The organism is Parendozoicomonas haliclonae (assembly GCF_900174585.1).
Classification (GTDB): Bacteria; Pseudomonadota; Gammaproteobacteria; order Pseudomonadales; family Endozoicomonadaceae; genus Sansalvadorimonas; species Sansalvadorimonas haliclonae.
Genome location: NZ_FWPT01000006.1, coordinates 224,075 through 244,998, shown reverse-complemented (window position 1 = coordinate 244,998; position 20,924 = coordinate 224,075). Strand labels below are relative to the sequence as shown.

Here is a 20,924-nt window from a genome sequence, read left to right as displayed (position 1 = left end):
AATTAACGTCTGTCCAGCCGGATCGTAAGGTGGGCATAACGCTCACCTTTATCATTCATCCGGGCCGACTCGCTGGAATCCCAATCTCTTTCAAGCTCTGCCGATTCAAACCAGCTCCCCCATTTCTCACGGACATACTCTGGATTGATACTCCACGGTGGCCCGGCGACCAGCGACTGATCATACTCCAGCCCCATAACCAGACCAGATTGCAGCTGTGGCGCCAGTCTCATCAGGTTTTCAACATAGGCTCCATGCTGCGCAGGAGGGAGAGCAATAAAGGCTCCGCAATCATAAAAGGCAGTTGCATCAGTCATTGCGTCCGGAAGTGCAAACAGATCAGCCTCCCAGATTTCAATATTATCGCCCAGCCAGACCGTTACACCGGAGCGAATCGTTTTGCTGTACTCAAGCCCACGCTCACGAAAGAAGTCTTCAATAGCTGCACCAGAGATTTCTAGCCCGACAACCTGATAGCCCTGACGCAAAAGCCACTCCATATCCCGACTCTTGCCGCACAAAGGCACCAGAACCTTGGTACCGGCATCGTGATTCAATAATGGAAAGAACCGCAGCAGACTGGGATTCCATGACGGACGATGCCAGGCAAAGAACCCGTACTCCCAAGCTTCTTCCCAATCCTGATTTTCCGTCATGGCACTCGGTGCAACAAACGCTCTCACCATTACACGACTCCTTATTATTAATCGGATTGAATATCGGTCACAGGTAACAGCATGGTAGCCAGCGGCTCCGGAATCAGCCACTCGCCATCTTCAGGCAGGGCACCTTCGAGCCTTTCGATGTAAGCATCAATATCTGCCAGCCGCACACCACGGTGAGGCCCTTCCGGATTATTACCAAAGAAGTCCTCCCAGTGGCCAAGAATGCTGACTCGCGGCTGAATTTCAGACACCAGACCTTCCGGGTAATCATCTACTTCCTGATACGCCCCCACAGTTTGCAGAGAAAGATCAACACGCTTGCCATCGTTTAACTCAGGCGGAATACCTTTATCTGCATTACAGGCTGCATCCTGATAGTGAACCCGATAGACCGGTCTGCCCTCCGCATCCAGAAAATCAATCAACCAGGCAAAGGTCTGCCCCTCAATCCAGTCAAAGGCATTTTTTGGCAGAGCCTGAAGCTCCTGCTGGTAAGTGCCCTGCAGGAACTTGATACCCATAAAATGAGGGGAATGCTCTGAGCGAATGGCCATAACCCGCACCCGACGCTGATCATCGTACAACCAATCCCCGGCAGTATTACCAACAGCCGCTCGCCCATTGACTGCCACGATACGGTCAAGATCAACTTCAGAGGCAATCGTATGTTGCATGGTTACGGAACCATAGACACGGGCATTGGGGGCCTGGTTATTCAACACATGGGGAACATCAAGCAGGTGATCGTAATGGGCGTGCCCCACCAACATCACCGAGGCATCAGCCGCTGCAGGCATAAGACGATCAATACGCTCTTTATCAGGTTCGATCGTCTGAAAAGGGGCGGGAGGCATTCCCAGAAAGTCCGGATTGGTAAACGAAGGTCCAGTTAAAACAGCTGCATCCTGATAACGCATCAAGAACCCGCCAACACCAAGATATTGCACGCTGATATTGTCGTCTGGAATCTCAGGCGTGACTGGTTGCGCAGGAACCAAAGGAAGATGATCAACATTGGTGGCACAGCCACTAACCAACACAGCCAACCCAAGTGTTTGGAGCAACTTTTTCATGGAAAGCCCGTTCTCTTTCTTGTTATCAGGCAACTATCCTAATCTCAGGCAACGTTCTCCGGAGTGGCTGCCCGTTTTGCTGAGCCAGTCTCACCGGCGAGTGAGTCCGGCTCATCAAAAGGCAGAAGATAGCGTTTCAATGTCAGGGCCAGCTGCTCCTGACTGAAGGGCTTGGACATAAAGTCATCCATCCCGACCAACAGGCAGCGATTTTTCACAGCCGATGAGACATGGGCACTCACGGCAATGATCGGTATAAAGCTGTCGTTACCATCCTCCATGGCTCTGATCGTCTCTGCCACCTCAAAGCCACTAATATCCGGCATGGCGCAATCCATAAAGATCAGATCGAAAGTTCGAGCCCTGTAAAGCCCCAGAGCTTCCTTGCCATTACACGCCCGGATAGGTATTGCCCCAAGTTCCATAAGATAGGCCGACATCACCATCCAGTTGGCATCATTATCCTCAGCCACCAGAATGGTCCGGCCATAGAAACGGAAATCGGAGATATCAAAATCCTGCTGCCAGTCGGTATCCCGGTCGTCCATACTCCGATCCAGGGTTAGCTGGAACCAGAACCGACTGCCTTCCCCCGGCTCACTTTCAAAGTCGATAGACCCGCCCATCAACTCAACCAGCTGGCGGGAAATCGTAAGCCCCAGACCTGAGCCACCATAGCGCCGGGCCGTATCTGTGCCGCCCTGGGTAAAGGATTTAAACAACACAGGACGCATTTCGGGAGCAATGCCAATGCCCGTATCCTCAACCTCCACTCTTATCCGGACAAAATCATCATCAGTCCAGTCACAACGCACGCGCAGGGTGATCGTTCCGCCCTTCCCGGTAAATTTGCAGGCATTGCCAAGCAGATTCACCACGATCTGCCGGAACCGAGTTGGATCACCAATAACCTCATCAGGCAGTTCAGGGTCAATTTCGATATTCAGCAACTGCCTGTTACGCTCCGCTTCCAGCCGAAACATATCAACAATACGCTCCAGAAGATCAGCGAGAGAGAAAGGGATATGTTCAAGATTAATCTGCCCCGAGCGAATCCGGGCATGATCCAGCACATCCCCGATAATGGTCATCAATGATTTGCCGGCATCAGAAACCGTGGCAACATAACGTGTCTGCTTATCGTCCAACGTCGTACGTCTAAGCAGGTCGGTAATCCCGAGAATACCGTTTAAAGGAGTACGGATCTCATGGCTGATCCGGGCCATAACTTCACTTTTGGCCGTGTTTTCCGCCTGCTCCGTCAGTGCACGAATTTTGCTAATCTCCTCACCCTGCCGCAGCATATAGAGTCGGTACCCAAGACCGCCCAGCAGGAACACGTAACTGGTGACAAACGTCATTTTCAAACCATAAATTGAGGTTTCAAAACTGTATACGACACCCAAGTTGGCAACTGTCACAAAGACACAGATAAACAGTCCCAGTGACCAGGCCATGGTGAAGATGATCGCGGTAGTATCCCCCATAAATGACCGATAAAGCCCCTGCATAAATAGTCCGACCACCATCAGAGAGATAGGAATCAACGCCAGGAAAGATGCCATTCCATAGGGGAACAGTGGCGCTATCGGCACCATGGCCAGCATATAGAAAATAAAGATGCGGTTAATACGATCCACTCGCGGCAGATTCATCCGCAGGCGCAGATAGCGCCGGGTAAACAGCGTGAGGAAAGCACCACTTAAACACTCGAAGACAACAACCGAGTATTCCTGAAAATCCAGCGCATCCGGCCAAAAGATAAAACCTGAGCCATCCAATGCCATAACCGTAAATGTGCTGGCTACGACATGGAACAGATAGAACACATACAGGTCTTCCCGCATAACCAGAGCCGCCATCAGGGCAACAAAGAACACCGCCAGACACAGCCCGTAAAACACACCATCCGCCAAGAAGCGCTGTTCGATATTTTCCAGCATGACCCGGTCACTGATCACCGCCAAAGGAATCATCACTGAACTGGTACTACTGACCCGCACATACCAGATACGCTGCTCTTGTGCTTCAAGCGAAATGGGAAAGGTCAGCAATCGGGTCTGCATGGGCCATTGATACCAGGGAATACGATCCCCACCCCGGCTTTCCTGCCACTGCCCGGCTTTGTCTTTCTCAAACAGAGAGACATGATCCAAACGGGAAAAACCGGATTCAATAAACAGCTTGAGGGGATCGTCGGAAGGATTTTCTAGGGTAAAGCGCAGCCAGACCGCATCCCGGGTATAAGACAGATTTAGCTCATCCACGGAGACCCGGGAAAAATCATCGCCGTGGTTTGCAATAATGTCATTAATGGTCAGGTCATGGTCCGATACCCGAAAGATATCCATATATCGGGCCAAAGGCTGGTAAGGCTGCTCTTCGGAAACCTGAAGAATCGCAGACGGCACAACAGCCGCCCATGCTTGGGATGCGAATGTAGAAAGAAGGGTCAGGGCAAGCAGTAGCCAAAAAAACAACCGACCTCGGACTCTGCTCATTATTCTTCTCATCTTGTTATTATGAATAGAGGCTAGCCCCTAATATGCCGAGCCTATTGTGGGCTTTCTTGCTACTGGCAGCAACCCGCTGGGGCATCCTGCGTTTTTGCAGATATAATCGAACCAACTTACGACCAGAACAGAGAACAGTTTGTGACAGACAGTGATCAGTTTTCACTTATCAGTGCATTGGCGGGTACAGCCTATATTGCCCTGATTATTCTGTTCATTCTGATTATCATTATGCGTCGTCGTCCGGTCGGCGTATCTCTGTCCTGGCTTTTACTGCTGTTTGCTCTGCCTGTGGCCGGAATCATCCTGTTCCTGATGTTCGGCACCCGACGCCTTGGCACCAAACGACTCAGGCGCGCCGAAGAACTTGCCCCGTCTTACGCAGAGTGGATACAACATCTGCAGCAGGTGCTAACGCCTGACCTGAGAGATGGACAGGAGAACACCCACCATCTCAACCGCATTTATAACCTGACCGAACACACCACCCGAATACCCGCGATCCCGGGCAATCAGCTCATGCTGTTCCACAATACGGCAGACATATTCAGCGGTCTGATTCAGGATATTGAACAGGCACAGGACAGCATTCACCTCGAGTTTTATATCTGTGAGGCTGGCGGGTTGGTTGATGATGTGATCACCGCACTGGAGGCTGCAGCTCAGAGAGGCGTAACCTGTCGGGTTCTCTTGGATGCCGTGGGCAGCAGTAGCTTTTTTCGCAGCGAAGCCGCAGCCCGCCTTAAAGAAGCCGGGGTAAAAGTACGAGCTTCACTGCCTGTAGGCCCGATTCGGATGCTGTTTGAGCGCATGGACCTTCGCAACCATCGCAAGCTGGTTATTATTGATGATGCCATCGCCTGGACCGGCAGCCAGAACCTGGCCGACCCTGGGCTGTTTAAACAGGATGCCGGTGTTGGCCAGTGGGTGGATGCAATGGTGCGGATTGAAGGCCCTGCCGCCCACGTGAATGGCGCTGTCTTTCACTATGACTGGGCAATGGAAACTGGAGAGACTATTCCCCGCTATCACCAGCCATTTGAATATCAGGAATCTTTCGCGCCCAACAGTGCTTCACTGCACGTTCTGCCGTCCGGCCCCGGCATCGACCGAGCCAATATTCATATGGTTTTACTCGCAGCCATCTACCAGAGCCAGAAAGAGCTGATTATTACCACGCCTTATCTGGTTCCTGATGAAGCTCTGGTCACTGCGCTTTGTGCTGCAGCCTTGAGAGGGGTGCAGGTCACGTTGATCACGCCAGAAAAAAATGATTCCCGCATGGTGCACTATGCCAGTCGCTCCTATTACGAGGATCTTCTGGATGCCGGTATCACCATCATGCACTTCACTGAAGGCCTGCTGCATACCAAGTGTGTTCTGGTGGATCAGGAGACCGTTCTCTTTGGCACGGTTAATCTGGATATGCGCAGTGTCTGGCTGAATTTTGAGCTGACCCTGATTATTTATGATCAGGCCTTTGGCCAGCATATGGCAGCTCTGATTGAGGAATACATCAGCCGATCGAAAAAGGTGTCGATAAAAGACTGGAAAGAACGCCGTTTTCTGGAAAAGTTACGTGAAAATGTTGCCCAGCTTCTCAGCCCGCTCTTGTAGAAAATACATTCCACGTATCACTCACATTCAGGGCGCAGAGAAACATCATTTAATCTGCGGTTTTGCCTAGCGGTAATGCTTCTCTCCGTAGGGAAAAAGAAGTATTATCCGCTCGAACTACGGACTCTTTACAATTTTTCCTCCGCAGTCACCATCGTACCACCTCCCCTCATAAGCACTACGGAAATCGATGCCTTAGATTCGTCGACTATCTATGACGGAAATCAGTACCAAACCGACGCGTGAAATTATTCCGCCTCTTACCAGTTCCGACCCTCGCGAATGGAAAAGCACCGGGGTTCAAGACCCTCGAGTTTTCATGGCGCTTGTCTCCTGCTATGTCATCGCTATCATCCTGGAAATGGTTCTACTGGCAATCCACAGCTTTGCCGGTGACAAAGAAATTATCACTCTTATGGTTTCATGCCTGGGGATAACAACCTTCTGCATGACCCACTTCCTCATCACCAGAAAGCACACATTCAGCTCCATCACCATGGCACTCTCGCTATCCTGCATTGCCGTGTATGGACTGCTGGTCAACCATGCTTTTCTGGGCTCAACGATATGGATGCTGTTTATATCCCCTATCGTGATCTTTTCCATGGGCCTGAAATGGGGCCTGCCGGTAATGATCGCCATTCTGGTCGTAGCCTGTTTGAGCATATTTAATGTGACCAACTCTGTTGCAGGTGTTTACAACGTACTGGGACGGATTCGGGAAATCTTTGCCTTTGGTGGTTCAATCGCCCTGTCATCTGCGGCCTATTACATCTGGGAACAGACGTATGACCGTATGCGTCTGCTGACCGATCAGCTGGAAAACCAGGCTGGCTGCGATCCTCTGACAGGGCTCGCCAACCGTCGCCTGATGTATCAGCAGATGGAGCGGGAAAGATCCAGAGCCCTGCGTACCAATCAGCCCTACACCATCCTGATTGCCGACCTTGATCACTTCAAACTGATCAATGATACCTATGGCCATCCGGGTGGTGATGCGGCACTGGTTATGATATCAAACCTCTTCAATCGCCACTTGAGAAGAAAAGACTTTATTGCCCGCTGGGGCGGTGAAGAGTTTCTGATCATGCTTGGCAGCACAAAGAGCAAAGACGCCAAAGATGTTGCCGAACGCATCCGCACGGTCTTGAGTAAGACCCCGGTTAAATATGGCGAACACTCGTTTACGGTCACGGTCAGCGTTGGCATTCATACCACCGATATGCAAACCACTCTGGAACAGGAAATAGCTCTGGCGGATGAGTGCCTCTATCAGGCCAAAATGAGAGGTCGGAACCAGACAGTTTCCAGCCAGACGCCTCCCCCACAAGATGCAATTCCGACTGCTGTCTAAGACAAAAACACCGCCAACAACTGTGCGGTGTTTTTTTATCAGCGTTTAGAGTACCAGAGTACCAGCGGCAGAACCGGCAACATAATCATTAATACAAATCTGGTCAGTTCAGCCCACTGCCGGGTTTCATTAATCTGCACACTCCAGGAAAACAGCAACACCGCCGGTACGCCCAGCAGCACCAGACTGGATAGTAAAAAGATTAATAGCCAACGCAGATTCCGGCGCATCCCTGCTCTCAAGATTTCAGTTCTTACCTTTTGATTGTAGGCACTGAGAGGATTGCGAAAAGATCAGCATCAACCCCGTGGCACCAAGCAGGGCAATAATCGATGGCAACCAGGCTGGAGCGATCAGACTGGTAACAGACATGCAGAATACAAAGATACCCACCGCCAACAGATTCCAGCCCCGAAAATACCGATAACGTCCCTCTTGCTCATAGAGAGCATCAACATCCAGCGACTGCCCGTAGCGCAGGCACCAACCCAGCAGCACACCGGAAGTCGCAGCATAGACAACACCCACTGCCGACAAGGTTTCCAGATAGCGATCAATGATGGCGGGAAAAAAAGCCAACAAAGTGGCACCAGCAATAATGAACAGGGTGGCTGTCTGACGCCCCAGCCGAGGGAAAGCATTCGCCAGCGAGAAACCACCGGTATAAAGATTGATGACATTGATCGTCCAGGCATCAAAGACTGTCACCAGCAACACCATCAGCAGAACCGGTGAGCCGGGATTTAAAGCCACAATGACATCAAACGGATTAATCGTATTGCCGCCACCAGCCACAATACACCAGCCGCCGAACAGAGCTCCCAAAGCCGTGCCACAGGCTACCCCGGCTAACACACCAAAACCAAAGCGGCGATTCTGATGGGTAAACCGGCTGAAGTCCGCAGCATCTGTCATCAGGCTCATCATGCTGGAAGCAAGACCATTCATCCAGAACAGCACAATAGCCCATGACCAGCTGCCAGCCTGAAAAGCGAAGACCCGTTCCGGCAAGGCACCTCCATCAGGAACATGAAGCATCAGCCAGATTGTCAGACCTATGAAAATCACCAGCTTCAACGGCAGGGTTAAGCCAGAAAGAACGGTCAATCCGGCATAGCCTGACAACGCAATCCCGCCCTGCAAAATCACAAACCCGGCTCCCAGCCAGGCCAGAGGTATAGAGAATCCCAAGCTCCCCAAAATGGCATCCACAGCCATCATCGCGGCCAATGTCTGGAAGGCATACCAATATACGGATGTAATCACGCGCAGCAACGAGGTCAGCCATCGACTGCCCTGGTAACCAAAGACGGCTCGACAAAACACCTGCCCCGGCACACCGTATTGGCTGCCGACCCGCGCCACAATAATAAACGGCCACATCCCTACGCAGACACCCAGCGTCTGCACCAGAGCCACTAATGCGAGAGGAAGGCCGGTCTGGATCATCAGCCCGGAAGTCACCAGCGTGGCCGGATTCATCATGCTGTTACAAAACAGGGCGAACAATGGCCAGAAACCACCCTGTCGGAGAGTTGCCTGCACCGGCATCAACCCTTGCCGGTCAGCCAGATAGATCTCGGTGAAATTATTCTTCTGCATTCACTGCTTGTGGAGTGGATCAAAACCAGACCGGTAAAAATAGCAGCAGAGAAGAAGTGGTGCCGGATAGTGAACAAGAGGGGAAAGTAGCCTGACCAGAGAAACTGGTCAGGCTGAAGCTGTTACGCGGTCTGTTACACGAATTACCAGTTACAAGATTTGCGCGCAAACTTCCGGATCCTTACGATCCAGGTAATGGATAGACTGAATACGGCGAATAGTGCGGGACTTACCACGGATCAGCAGAGTCTCGGTAGTGGCCATATTGCCCTTCCGGTTTATGCCCTGCAGAAGATCACCCTTGGTAATACCGGTTGCGGAGAAGGTCAGATCATCGGTAGACACCAGCTCTTCCAGAGCCAGTTTCTTACCAACTTCTATACCCATCTCTTCACAGCGAGCCAGTTCCAGCTTGCCGGCTTCGATATTTTCAGGGGTATCACCCTTGGCTTCATTACGCAGCATCAGACGGCCCTGGAAATCACCATTCAGAGCACGAATAACTGCCGCAGACACCACACCTTCCGGTGCGCCGCCGATGCAGTACATGGCATCCACTTCACTGTCCGGCATACAGGTCAGGATGGACGCAGCCACATCACCATCAGGAATGGCAAATACCCGAATACCCATATCCTGCATCTTCTCAATCACACCATCGTGACGAGGCTTGGCCAGAGTAATAACCGTTAGATTCTCCAGCGGCTTGCCCAATGCTTCGGCAATAGCGTGCAGGTTCTCTTCCAGGGGGCGATCCAAATCGATAACACCTTTAGCACCCGGACCAACAGCCAGCTTCTCCATATACATATCTGGAGCTTTCAGGAAGCCACCTTTGGAAGCTACAGCCATAACAGCAATCGCATTAGGCTGGCCCATAGCGGTCATGCGGGTACCTTCAATCGGGTCTACTGCGATATCAACCTGATCACCTTCACCAATACCGACCTTCTCACCGATATACAGCATCGGTGCTTCGTCGATCTCGCCTTCGCCAATCACAATTTCGCCATCAATCGCGACTTTGTTCAGCATGGTGCGCATGGTCTGTACCGCCGCACCGTCAGCCTTGTTCTTATCGCCACGACCAAGCCACTTGTAAGCTGCGAGCGCGGCAGCTTCAGTAACCCGGGAAAATTCGATTGCCAATTCTCGCTTCATGCTTTTCTCAGCTTGTATTTTGGGTGAATTATGGGCGCAGACTGTATAGCAAACCCCAGAGCAGGTGAAGTGGAGCGATCAAAATCCGGCTCCTATACTTCCGCCCCTTTCCCCGCTGTAAACAGTCATCGTTATGTCCATACGTCTTACTCCCCACGCCCTTCAAGTTTCTCAGATCAGACCGGGGAGAGACAGGTTCCTTCGCTTCTGCCTGGTGGGAGCGAGCGGCTTTATCGTAGACCTTGTACTGTTTCTGTCACTGACGCACTGGCTGGATATTGCTCCGGTTCCGGCCCGTGCGCTGGCATTCTGGGGAGCTGCCAGCTGGAACTGGTTCTGCAATCGCCTGTTTACCTTTGAAGACAGAGATCACCACCACCCGCTCTCCCAATGGGTCAGCTATCTGGGCGTATCTCTTCTGGCCTTCTGCCCGAACTGGGGTGTTTTTACCCTGCTGGTCAGCTTCGTCCCCATTATGGCGGCGCAACCTGTTCTGGCGATGGTGGCGGGTATCAGTATCGGCCTGATTTTTAATTTTATTCTGGCCAATCTGGTGGTGTTTAAAAAGATCTGATGTTCAAGCCAACATTGCCAAAGAGCCTATTCCAGAGGGGTTGAGACTCAAAATTCAGACGAGAAGTACACAATCACCCACTTTATTTATGGGATAAGAAATGGTGTTATTTATTAATAAAATAAGAGCCTTTTGACATGACTCAATGAAGCAAAAGCCACTCCATGCAAGGAGCGTTTTATCGAGCAGCAGCCGGCTTCAGAAACAATAAATATAACGAGGAGGTCCGCTATGAGCTCGTTGCGAGTGATAATCAGCCTGGCAGTTTTATTCTCTTTACCAGTACAGGCAGAACGACCGCTGACCATTCCCGGCGCGTATTCCGCTCCACCGACCAATATCAACAATGTTGCATCCAGTCATTTCCGTCCAATGGTCACCATGAAGGATTACATCAAGGCCTGCGGTAACTACCAGAAAATTAATCAGGATCTGTCCCAGCAAAGAATCGCCAGAGGCTGGCAGCGTTGCTACACCTATACAGCAGCAACCCTTGCCACCCTCCACGATCTCGAACGTACCGCAGCCTTCAAGCAGTTCTGCCTGCCAAACAATGTCAGCCCTGAGTACGCTATGGATGTTGCGATAAAGTATGCCAGCAAGGTTCCCGAAACCCAGTCCGAGAACCCGGCAAAAATCATCCTGGAAGCTCTGGCTGTACGCTATCCGTGTGAACGTGACTGACAGTTCGATACTGGGCAAACGTCGTCTGTGAGAAATCGACCCGCTCTGCCACGGAAGGGTGGTGACGGGGAATCCCTTCAACAGTCTGCAGCCTTGGCAGCAAGCCCTGACCATTGGCCATCTGTATAGCCAGCCCCGGACGCGCATTCAGCTCCAGAATCAGTGGTCCATGATCCCGGTCGAGAACAATATCCACCCCGAGGTAGCCCAGTCCGGTCATGTCATAACAGGCGGAGGAAAGCTCCAGTAAACGTCGCCAGTGCGGTACTTTCAGATCATCAAAGGCATGGCCGGTGTCAGGATGTTTCACCACAGGTCGGCCAAACTGAACGGCTTTGAGACTCCGGCCGGTTGCCAGATCCAGTCCAACACCCACGGCGCCCTGATGCAGGTTAGCCTTGCCATCAGAGCGACGCGTCGCAAGGCGCATCATCGCCATAACCGGATAGCCCTGAAATACGATGGTGCGGATATCAGGAACCCCTTCAAAGCTGAAACGATCAAAAACCGGATCGGCCTTGATCAACCCCTCAATCATCACCACATCGCTTTTCCCGCCCAGACTGTACAGACCACCCAGACTATTAGAGATGTGTCGTTCAAGATCGGAGTAGGTCACCCGTCCGCCGCTGGCTTTGATCCAGCCTTTATCATCGCGCCCGGTGATGACCATGATGCCTTTGCCGCCACTACCCTTGGCCGGCTTCAGAACAAACTCGGTGAGTTTTTCCAGTTCGGAACGGTACAGCGCCAGCTCATGGATACTCTCGATGATATGCAGAAGCTTGGGCACAGCCACACCAGCAGCAATAGCCATCTTCTTGCTGGTGACCTTGTCATCCACCACCGGATACAGGGAACGATCATTGTACCGCCCGATGTAGGCATGATTGCGCCGGTTCATACCCAGCACTCCACGTTCCTTGAGCTTTCTGCGCCGCTCCAGCATATCGAGGAGCCACATAATCAGCGCTCCTCAATCATCGGTCGAAAGCGTTTCAGTTCCAGCAGACGATAACCTGTGTACTGACCCAGCAGCAGAGTAAAGCCCAGAATCACCAGCAGCAGCTCCGGGAAGTTAAACGTCAGATGTTCAACAAATCCGTTAGTCATGGCGAAGTAGCTAAGAACCGCAACCGCCAGACTGCCACCACCGCTGACGAACACATCCTTTGGACCTTCTTCCTCCCAAAGGATCGACATCCGCTCGATGGTCCAGGCCAGAATAATCATCGGGAAGAAAGTCACGCTCATAGCCTGCTGGATACCCAGCTTATAACTGAGCAGGCTCATGGCTCCCATAATGCCAACAACCACAATCACCACCGAGGATATTCGAGCCACAAGCAACAGGTTAAGTCGGCTGAGAATAAAGCGAATCCATAGACCAATGGCAATAATGGTCAGGAAGATCACCAGCCCCGGGAGCAGTTTTGTTTGCAGGAAGGCCAGGGCAATCAGTACCGGCATAAAGGTACCACTGGTTTTCAGGCCCACCAGAATACGCATCAACACCACAATCAAGGTACCGATAGGCACCAGCAGGATATAGCGGTAGGCATTCTGTTCTTCAATCGGCAGCGCGTAGAGAGAGAAATCCACCAATGCAGTGCGTGCCTGACGCCCCTGCTCAACCGCCAGCTCTTCCAACGGTACAGAACGGGAAATGGCAGAGAAGGTCACTCGTGAGTTATAGCCACCAGTCACATCCAGCAGAGAAACGCCTCCGCGCTGCCAGGGCAGGAAGTTACCTGGCGCACCTTCCTCACCGGTTTCCGGATTAAACATGGTCCAGTGCCCATCAACATGCACCTCCACCATATCCACCAGCGGCTGGTTACGACGGGTGTCTTCCAACAACACACCACGTACCTTGCGTACTGGCACTCCGGCATCCTGAAGCAGACGCATGGTGACGTCGATCCGGGTGTAATCCGAGTTACCGCTTAACAGGTCTTCCAGAAAACGGGCTTCCGGGCTGAACTCCACTTCATTCAGTCCACGAATCAGCAAGGCGACAAAGCTCAACTGGTCCGAAGATTCCGCCTGTGCATTAGCCACAATGCCATCAGCTGCGGCCTTGTATGCCCCTTCAAGACTCGGAGAGAAAAAGACAGCGTCGGTATTCTCTGTCGGTTCGGACAGCGTATCTTCATCCTCAACCCGCGCAAGCTCGGGAAGAGTGTCTTCAACCTTGATCTTGTAATAGATGGTCTGCCGACCGGAAGCTTCCCTTCTGGTCCATTCGGCACGCTCTATGCCATCCTGCCCGATGGTACGAAAACCATAACCGGGAGCAGCATACATAGTATCCAACACGCTGAACTTGCTGCCGGGCTCGGGCATCGCCAAAGAAACGCTGACCGGGCCACTGTCTCCACGGAACTGTATCTGGGCTTCGACATCCCAGATCTCCGCTTTCTCACCGGGGAACAGGGGGAACCCCAAAACAAAATGCTTATAGCCTGCAACGGTGAGGCCAAGCAGTACCAAAAACAGTACCACCAGCATCACCTGGCTTTTGTTACTTTTCATGAAACTCGTTCAGATTAACAAGGAGAATAAACTACCGGATCAGGACTGTGGTGAAACACCGGATCCTGTAGCAAGGAACTCATGGCCCACATCAACAATAGCCATGTCTTTGAGAAAGTTGCGACCAATCAGGGCAGGAAATTCAAAACCCTCCCGATCAGCAAGGGTAAACTCTACATTCCGTTCCAGCGTACCCAGACGAACACTGAGTACTACAACCATGCGACGCATGGATTCCATATTCTCTTTCTGTTTGATCAACACAGTCCTGGATAGCGGACGCTCCAGAGTCACACTGTCGTTTTCATTCAGGGGAACAGTAAACGCAACCCAGCGCTTACCATCCCGCTCAAACAGGCGGCTGCTGGTGATATGCAGGGAGGAGGTTTCTGCACCCGTATCGATCCGGGCTTTCAGGGCAAGGTTATCAATACCCGGAAGAACGATGGTTTCAACTTCACCAATAGTGAGCTTGTCATCAATTTTAACCGGCTGATAGATCACCTGTGTCCGGCAGATCACAGGCTTTGGCTCAACAGGCTTGCACAGTGGCAGAGGCTTGGTTTCCGGTGTGAGCGAAGGCTCCTTCTCACCGGTTTCGGCCTGTTCTGCCTGGGGCTTTTTATCCATAACCGTTGGTGGCGCGGTGTCTTGAGATAACACCGGTGCAATAGACTGACAGGCAGTCAGAAAAGAACCGGCAAATGCCAGACACAATAGTTTATACCAGCGGATACGACAGGCAGGCATAGAGTAAGATCCTGTTGAAAATGTTTAGCTCTGGTGAAGTGCCCTGCCAACCTGCTAGACAAGTTTTACGGCTCTGCGCAAAACCCACAACACACGGCACATACCAGACAATACTCAGATACCTGCTTTTGAAATGAGGGAGCCCCCCACAAAACAAGTAGCCATACTCATTTTATCAGATTATGGCAACCTATCTGTGCGTATTTTCAACGGCCTAAATACAAGAATTAACAGTACCCTCGTTTGACCATCTAGAAGTGCTTGCGTCGAATCACCGGCTTGGTCTGCTCCTTAATAGTCGAGCGTCGCAGCTTTCTCTTGTGAACCTTTTTCGTCTTGATCGAGGTTTTCTTTTTGACCGGTTCCTCGTCATCGAACGATGCAGATTCTTCCGATGACGATCGCTCAGGACTGACTGCCCTTTTGCGCGTGCTATGAGTCTTTTTCTTTTTCACTGCTTTCGGTTGCGGCTCATCCTCGGACTCATCATCAGCCTGTGTATCATCCTCATCGCTGGATACCACAACCGGTTCAAGTTTGACTTTTTTGACCGCCTTTGGATGTGCAGGCTTTTGGAAGCCTCGGCCGCGTTTGCGGGTTTCGAGAACAACCAGCTCCATTTCTTCTTCGGAGCCGGGGTCTTCTACTATAAAGATTTCGTCGGTTTCCGATGACTGGGGATCCGAGGCGCCTGGGCGCTCCTCATCCATAGCTTCAACCTGATCGTCAGATGAGTCTGGCGCATTATTATCCAGCCAGCTTTGCATCCGTCCCCGCATAAACTCCGGTTCCAGTTCCGGCCTGCACTGTTCACCCACCCGACGAACAAACAGCAGGGATGGAGTTACCAGCTTCATATCCTTGGTAAGCATATTGGCCAGGGTTCCCCAGCCATTCGGAGCATTCTGATCTACCAGATGTCCCTTCACGGTGTCATCCAAGTAGTCACTGAGCAGCACGGCTTCATGGCTCTTGCACAGATCATCCGCCACCATCCATTCACCGCCATACTCAAACAGCGTAATCAGGTGGCCAGAGCGCGAAGTATCACCAACCTGACACACCATCGCGGTAATCTGTCCCTGATAAACCGAGCCCTGCCCAAGGTTATAAACCTCCGGCAACTCAAAGCGACCATCACTGCCAGCCAGTGCCGATGCCACTTCATGGTGGGATTTATTACGGCTGGAGAAAGCGATCTTGTGGGCTTCATCCAGATCCTGAGCCGTAGGCTTGAACTGGGCCATCTTCAGAAGACTGTCCCGCCGACTGATTAATGTGCGTACCACCTGCTCCTGATCTTGCTGAGAACTCTGACTTCCGGTCTTGTACTTTGACAAGTGATAGGCAACCAGCGCACAGATATCACTGTCAGTCAGCTGTGAGAGCAGCGCCATACCTTTGCGAAGACTCTCATCACTGGCATTCATTTCCCGCTTTAGTTTCAGCAGATCTTTGGAAGCATCCAGACCGAAACGGTTTCGATCAAAGCCATTAGCATGCTTCTGGTAACCTTTCTCCCGGTTGTAACCCATACAACCGGAGAAGTCGGTACGGTAAAGTACATTCCCGGTCTGCCCTGCGGCATCAACCACCTGTTCCATAACCGCGAGACGTGAGCTGGCAACATCCAGATTCCCCAGCAACGCATCTACGACAACGGCTTCCTGATTAGACACGCCATTGCGTATCGCCTGATTGACCGCGACTTTGGTGTAATCAGCCGGTTCAGGGAGCACATCCATGGCATGCATCACCCGACCATCCGGATTCAAAGATACCCTCTTTGAGCTTTTCTCTCGCCGACGGATAGGCGTCAGACGGGCGACCTGCATGCCGAACATCTCATAGATAGCCTGACTTAACTGGCAGGCTGCGCCCTGCTCCTGAGGCATGGCCTGGGAGACAAAATAAATTTTATCGGTGGTGCCAACAGACGCTCCGTCTTCATCCTTTCTACTTTCACGTTCTTCGTGGCAGTAGTACTCCTTGAACAGCTCTTTGCCGGTCACGACCGGTGAAATGTTTAGCTCTGGGCGTTCAGTATCCGCTGCAGTCAGTTCGCCATTATCAAAACTGCTTTTCTCCTGCTCACCTGAACTTTTTCCCACGTTCAGACGAATACAAAGGCCATCATTATTTTCACCGATGCGCAGTCGGACAAGAGAAGCATGAGGAACACAGGCTCCATTCCACTCTTTGACCTTCAACGCTTCCAGCTCCCGGGTTACCTGACGCTTCTTCTGGGCACCCAGACGCCGGCGTGACAAGCCCTGAATTTCATTCTCTATTGTGGTTCTTGCGAGACTTTCATCTCCATTATCAAAGTTCATGGGCTCGCCCGGTAACTGGTAAACCCGACTCCCGATATAGTCCTGCAAACTTGTGGGACGATACTCCCCGGCCTTGGTGGCAAAAGGAATCTCTATCCAGTAATCCGGCAGCGGGACAGCAAAAGGCTTATCCAGGTAGACCGGCTCACCACCAGCAATACCCAGCTCGTAACGATGCCCCCACTCGACTTCCAGGAAGTTGCTCCATCGCGTCCCTCCCTGCAGCATACCCATACTGTTCAGAAGAAACTCCATAAACTCTTCAACATCACCTTGCTGAATCTTGTTCAACACTTCATTGCTGAGAAACCCAGACTGCCTGCTGTTATCAACGTCAACCTCAAAAGGGAGCACATCAGCCAGACGGTGATCACCGGAGATCTGGTGAAACACATAACTCGCTTCAATCAGCTCGATCAGCTTGGCATCCAGAGGTGATTCTTCGCCTTCATCTTCTGTTTCTTCAGGGCATCGTAAGGCGAGCTGGTAATCAACAAAGCTGTCTCTCAGGCGTTCCCAGGAATCCTGCAGTGCCGGGATTTCATCCGCAGCCCGATCTGTCAGGAGTTCTTCCGGACACTCACGCTCTTTAATCTCACCAAGCAATTGATCACTGACAGCAAAAGATAAGAAGGCCTGACCGGCACTGATACCACAAGTCTTGCCGCCAAAGTTGTTAGGCAGTTGCATAAAAGTCTGGCCAATGGTTCCTGGACGTAACCAGCCATCATTTTTCGGAGGAAGGTTGACCCGACGCTGGCGAGTCGATGTGTTACCAGACCTCGATGGTCCGGCAGGAATCTGCGCAGTGCTGGTATCACGCTTACTGACTTTAGCGCGCCCTTTCCCCTTCCCTGTGGAAGGCTCTGTCCCGGTAGGAGGGAGTGGATTAGAAGAGCGCAGTGCGCGCCGAGGTCTGATTTGTGCATTCATTAGCATCACCTGCCTGCAGATAAAGGTATCCAGCGGGCAAGGCTAATCAGGCTGAAAAGGGGAATACATCACAGGCCGGTCAGCAGCGCTGACCGGTCAGGGTGGATAACAGGGTCGTATTAGACAGCTATCAGTCGTACTGCCATGCAGGAGTACGTTTTTCCAGAAACGCGTTCACGCCTTCTTTCTGATTTTCGCCATCAAACAGAGCAATAAACAGCTCTCTTTCCGCAGGCAGAACCTGACGTTGCGGCAGGCTGCGGCCCATCTGTACCAATTGCTTGCAGGCCGCGATACTGTCAGGGCTTTGCTTGGCAACCTGATGGGCCAGTTCCAGAGCTCGGGCACGAAGATCATCAGTGGCGACAACCTCTTCCACCAGACCAATCGTCTGAGCCTGTTCAGCATTCACTCGCTCACCACACAGAATCATACGCTTGGCCCAGCCCTCACCAACTAACAAAGTCAGATTCTGGGTGCCGCCAGCGCAAGGCAGCAAACCAACAGAAGCTTCCGGCAAGGCCATAACTGCCTGATCTCCGGCAATGCGAAGATCGCAGGCCAAAGCCACTTCCAGACCACCACCCATGGCATAACCGTTGATGGCAGCGATAGAAACGCCCCGGAAGTCAGTCAGGGTTTCAAAGGCCCGACCAAAGGCTTGAGCCACCTCAGCGGCCTGCTCTTTATCACCGTCGGCAAACTGTTTGAGATCCGCTCCGGCAGAAAAAAATTTCGGAGAGTCACTGACAATAACCAGACTGACAATCTCTCTGTCGACGTTCAGCTCCTGAACGATTTTTTCCAGCTGGTTCAGGCTATCCAGCGTCCAGGTATTGGCTGGAGGGTTGTTCAAGGTAATCGTGGCAACCGAACCACGCTTTTCCAGAATCAGGGCTTCACTCATTGTTATTATCCTCTTTCCTGTTCCTGTCATTGTAAAAAGGCGTCACTACCTAAGAAGCTAGGTTAAACCTGAAAGGTTTCATCGGACAGCAGACGACGGGCAATAATCACCCGCATAATTTCATTGGTACCTTCAAGAATCTGGTGTACCCGGCTGTCACGGACAAAACGCTCCAGCGGATATTCACGGATATAACCATAGCCGCCGTGCAGCTGCAGGGCATCATTACAAACATCAAAACAGGTATCCGTGGCGAACCGCTTGGCCATGGCACAGTAGGATGAAAGCTGCGCATCACCGGCATCCAGCTTGGCTGCCGCAAGGTGTACCATCTGCCTTGAGGCCACCAGCCCGGTAGCCATATCAGCCAATTTGAACTGCAGGGCCTGGAACTCGCCAATCTCCTTACCGAACTGCTTGCGCTCGTGCAGGTAAGTACGCGCCTGCTCAATTGCCGCCCGTGCGGTACCCAGCGAGCAGGTGGCAATGTTGATGCGGCCACCATCAAGACCTTTCATGGCAAAGCGGAAGCCTTCGCCTTCCTCGCCCAGACGGTTGGCAACCGGCACTCGCACATCTTCAAAGGTGATGGTGCGGGTTGGCTGGGAGTTCCAGCCCATTTTTTCTTCTTTGCGGCCATAGCTGATACCTTCGGCATCGGCAGGAATCACTAGCGTGGAGATACCTTTGGGGCCAGCTTCGCCCGTACGCACCATTGCCACCAACACATCGGTACTGCCGGCTCCGGAGATAAAGCACTTGCTGCCATTGATCACATAGTGATCACCCTCTTTGACTGCTGTGGTTTTCAGGGAGGCGGCATCACTGCCGGCACCGGGCTCGGTCAGACAGTAAGAAGCCAGCTTCTCACCGGTCACCAATTCCGGGCACCAGGTATCACGCACCTGTTCATTACCAAAAGTCGCCACCATCCAGGTTGCCATATTGTGGATGGTCATAAAGGCAGCAGTGGTTGTACAACCGGCAGACAGCTCTTCAAAGATCAGGCTGGCGTCTAGTCGGCTTAGTCCCATGCCACCGGCATGTTCAGGGGTATAGATGGAGAGAAAGCCAAGTTCACCGGCTTTCTTGATGATATCAACGGGGAAGTGACTGGTTCGGTCCCATTCTGCAGCGTGGGGAGCTAGCTCCTGACGGGCAAAATCCCGGGCAGCCTTCTGAAAAGCCTTTTGCTCAGAAGTGAGTTCAAAATTCATAACGGCTCTCTTTTACTTTTTTATTCTTTTACTTTTACGGCTTCATATTAGAGCCTGCAGCAGCGTCACGATAGTGCTGTTAACAAATCACCAACAGATCACTGTGCATCCTGAGACTCCTCAATAACGGCAATACTATGAAGCACCACACCGGTAAGATACTGCGGCTGCGAAGACTCTGAACCGGAAAACTCAATTCTCACTCGTTTTACGCCCCGGGCCGCATCTTCTGCATAGGCACAGACATCTTCGTTCAGGGTATTCAACATCATCAGATGAGGGACTCGCTCCTTGACCGGCTCTGTTCTGTATTCCTTGCGCACCTGAGTATCACCGTTGCCATCCACATAGCTCACATCTTCTTTAAAGTACTTATCGCGGGTGATGACCCTCATCCCACCACGATGCAGATAAACTGTACACCGGCGCTTGTAAGGCGAAAGTCCCCAGCGGGAAACATGCAGGATTAGCCCGGCAGCCAGCCCATCCCGATTAAACAAGGCTTCCTGCTTGTAGCTGGCACGATCAACAATCCCGTCAGGATAACGCTGGTAAGACTTGGAGAAATCGAAACTTTCGTTAGCGTCATAGGAATAAATCAGATACTTGGTTTTGCTCTTCAACGGGTTGTGAACAAACGGATAGGTATAGTTCAGCACCACCATATCTCTATCATCCAACCCTCGCAGGATGTACCAAAGCGCCTCATCTTCCTCGACGACGGAGACATCGTAGATTTCAGGAGGATATCTCCCAATGAATTTATCGGGAAGGCCACCACCCAAAAGGAACTCCAGCTCACCCGAGGTATAAAACACACCACCGGTTTTCAGGCTTGCCGACACGGAACCAACAAGAATGCCGGTGGACCAGTATTTGTCTTTTACCAGCGGCACCTGATCAATACAGGTTTTGGTATCACAATCGCTTTCACGAAACTCGGCAAAGCTTCCACATGAGAGCAGTAAAGCTGCAAAAGCAAAAACGCGTCTGAAGTCCATTTCAG

Annotated in this window: 17 protein-coding genes; 4 read left to right on the top strand and 13 right to left on the bottom strand. The window is 51.8% G+C overall.

What is annotated here, in order from left to right; all coding sequences use genetic code 11:
• Window positions 1-2: 2 nt before the first annotated feature.
• Genes EHSB41UT_RS14310 through EHSB41UT_RS14300 form a run of 3 tightly spaced genes read right to left on the bottom strand, consistent with a single transcriptional unit; the run spans window position 3 to window position 4,239 of the window.
• Window positions 3-686, bottom strand: a complete 684-nt coding sequence (locus EHSB41UT_RS14310) for a class I SAM-dependent methyltransferase (RefSeq protein ID WP_087111001.1) — start codon at window positions 684-686, stop codon at window positions 3-5.
• Window positions 687-703: 17 nt separating this feature from the next.
• On the bottom strand, window positions 704-1,738 hold the full coding sequence (locus tag EHSB41UT_RS14305; RefSeq protein ID WP_133060524.1) for an MBL fold metallo-hydrolase: 1,035 nt from the start codon (window positions 1,736-1,738) through the stop codon (window positions 704-706).
• A gap of 44 nt (window positions 1,739-1,782) precedes the next feature.
• Entirely contained in the window at window positions 1,783-4,239 is a 2,457-nt protein-coding gene (locus tag EHSB41UT_RS14300; protein ID WP_165767269.1) for a hybrid sensor histidine kinase/response regulator, read from the bottom strand.
• A gap of 153 nt (window positions 4,240-4,392) precedes the next feature.
• Between EHSB41UT_RS14300 and cls the strand changes: the two genes are divergently transcribed.
• Both cls and EHSB41UT_RS14290 read left to right on the top strand, forming a co-directional pair.
• A complete protein-coding gene (cls, locus tag EHSB41UT_RS14295; RefSeq protein ID WP_207626648.1) occupies window positions 4,393-5,868 on the top strand; it encodes a cardiolipin synthase in 1,476 nt (491 codons plus the stop codon).
• A 319-nt stretch (window positions 5,869-6,187) separates the two neighbouring features.
• Window positions 6,188-7,222: a GGDEF domain-containing protein gene (locus tag EHSB41UT_RS14290; RefSeq protein WP_165767268.1), complete on the top strand. Its 1,035-nt coding sequence runs from the start codon at window positions 6,188-6,190 to the stop codon at window positions 7,220-7,222.
• Window positions 7,223-7,260: 38 nt separating this feature from the next.
• Here EHSB41UT_RS14290 and EHSB41UT_RS14285 read toward each other — a convergent pair whose 3' ends face one another.
• The 3 genes from EHSB41UT_RS14285 to glpX form a co-directional block, all read right to left on the bottom strand.
• Window positions 7,261-7,452: a hypothetical protein gene (locus tag EHSB41UT_RS14285; protein ID WP_087110994.1), complete on the bottom strand. Its 192-nt coding sequence runs from the start codon at window positions 7,450-7,452 to the stop codon at window positions 7,261-7,263.
• A gap of 16 nt (window positions 7,453-7,468) precedes the next feature.
• Window positions 7,469-8,824, bottom strand: a complete 1,356-nt coding sequence (locus EHSB41UT_RS14280; RefSeq protein WP_087110992.1) for a purine-cytosine permease family protein — start codon at window positions 8,822-8,824, stop codon at window positions 7,469-7,471.
• 150 nt (window positions 8,825-8,974) lie between these two features.
• Window positions 8,975-9,985 carry a class II fructose-bisphosphatase gene (glpX, locus tag EHSB41UT_RS14275; RefSeq protein ID WP_087110990.1) on the bottom strand — a complete coding sequence of 337 codons (1,011 nt, stop codon included), beginning with the start codon at window positions 9,983-9,985 and terminating at the stop codon, window positions 8,975-8,977.
• 133 nt (window positions 9,986-10,118) lie between these two features.
• On the opposite strand from glpX, the gene EHSB41UT_RS14270 reads away from it, so the two are divergent.
• A complete protein-coding gene (locus tag EHSB41UT_RS14270; RefSeq protein WP_087110988.1) occupies window positions 10,119-10,559 on the top strand; it encodes a GtrA family protein in 441 nt (146 codons plus the stop codon).
• A 231-nt stretch (window positions 10,560-10,790) separates the two neighbouring features.
• Window positions 10,791-11,243, top strand: coding sequence for a Rap1a/Tai family immunity protein (locus EHSB41UT_RS14265; RefSeq protein WP_087110986.1), 453 nt, complete (start codon window positions 10,791-10,793; stop codon window positions 11,241-11,243).
• Here EHSB41UT_RS14265 and EHSB41UT_RS14260 read toward each other — a convergent pair.
• The 7 genes from EHSB41UT_RS14260 to EHSB41UT_RS14230 form a co-directional block, all read right to left on the bottom strand.
• On the bottom strand, window positions 11,197-12,207 hold the full coding sequence (locus EHSB41UT_RS14260; RefSeq protein ID WP_242667315.1) for an alpha-L-glutamate ligase-like protein: 1,011 nt from the start codon (window positions 12,205-12,207) through the stop codon (window positions 11,197-11,199). The genes EHSB41UT_RS14265 and EHSB41UT_RS14260 overlap by 47 nt on opposite strands.
• 2 nt (window positions 12,208-12,209) lie before the next feature.
• Entirely contained in the window at window positions 12,210-13,778 is a 1,569-nt protein-coding gene (locus tag EHSB41UT_RS14255) for an inactive transglutaminase family protein (RefSeq protein WP_087110984.1), read from the bottom strand.
• Window positions 13,779-13,817: 39 nt separating this feature from the next.
• Window positions 13,818-14,528 carry a putative ATP-dependent zinc protease gene (locus tag EHSB41UT_RS14250; protein WP_087110982.1) on the bottom strand — a complete coding sequence of 237 codons (711 nt, stop codon included), beginning with the start codon at window positions 14,526-14,528 and terminating at the stop codon, window positions 13,818-13,820.
• Between the two features lie 251 nt (window positions 14,529-14,779).
• The gene (locus EHSB41UT_RS14245) at window positions 14,780-17,794 is read right to left on the bottom strand and encodes a hypothetical protein (protein WP_133060523.1); all 3,015 of its coding nucleotides are present in this window, start codon (window positions 17,792-17,794) and stop codon (window positions 14,780-14,782) included.
• A 130-nt stretch (window positions 17,795-17,924) separates the two neighbouring features.
• Window positions 17,925-18,701, bottom strand: a complete 777-nt coding sequence (locus tag EHSB41UT_RS14240) for an enoyl-CoA hydratase (protein WP_087110978.1) — start codon at window positions 18,699-18,701, stop codon at window positions 17,925-17,927.
• A gap of 62 nt (window positions 18,702-18,763) precedes the next feature.
• The gene (locus tag EHSB41UT_RS14235) at window positions 18,764-19,918 is read right to left on the bottom strand and encodes an isobutyryl-CoA dehydrogenase (RefSeq protein WP_087110976.1); all 1,155 of its coding nucleotides are present in this window, start codon (window positions 19,916-19,918) and stop codon (window positions 18,764-18,766) included.
• A gap of 98 nt (window positions 19,919-20,016) precedes the next feature.
• Entirely contained in the window at window positions 20,017-20,919 is a 903-nt protein-coding gene (locus EHSB41UT_RS14230) for a hypothetical protein (RefSeq protein ID WP_087110974.1), read from the bottom strand.
• Window positions 20,920-20,924 lie beyond the last annotated feature (5 nt).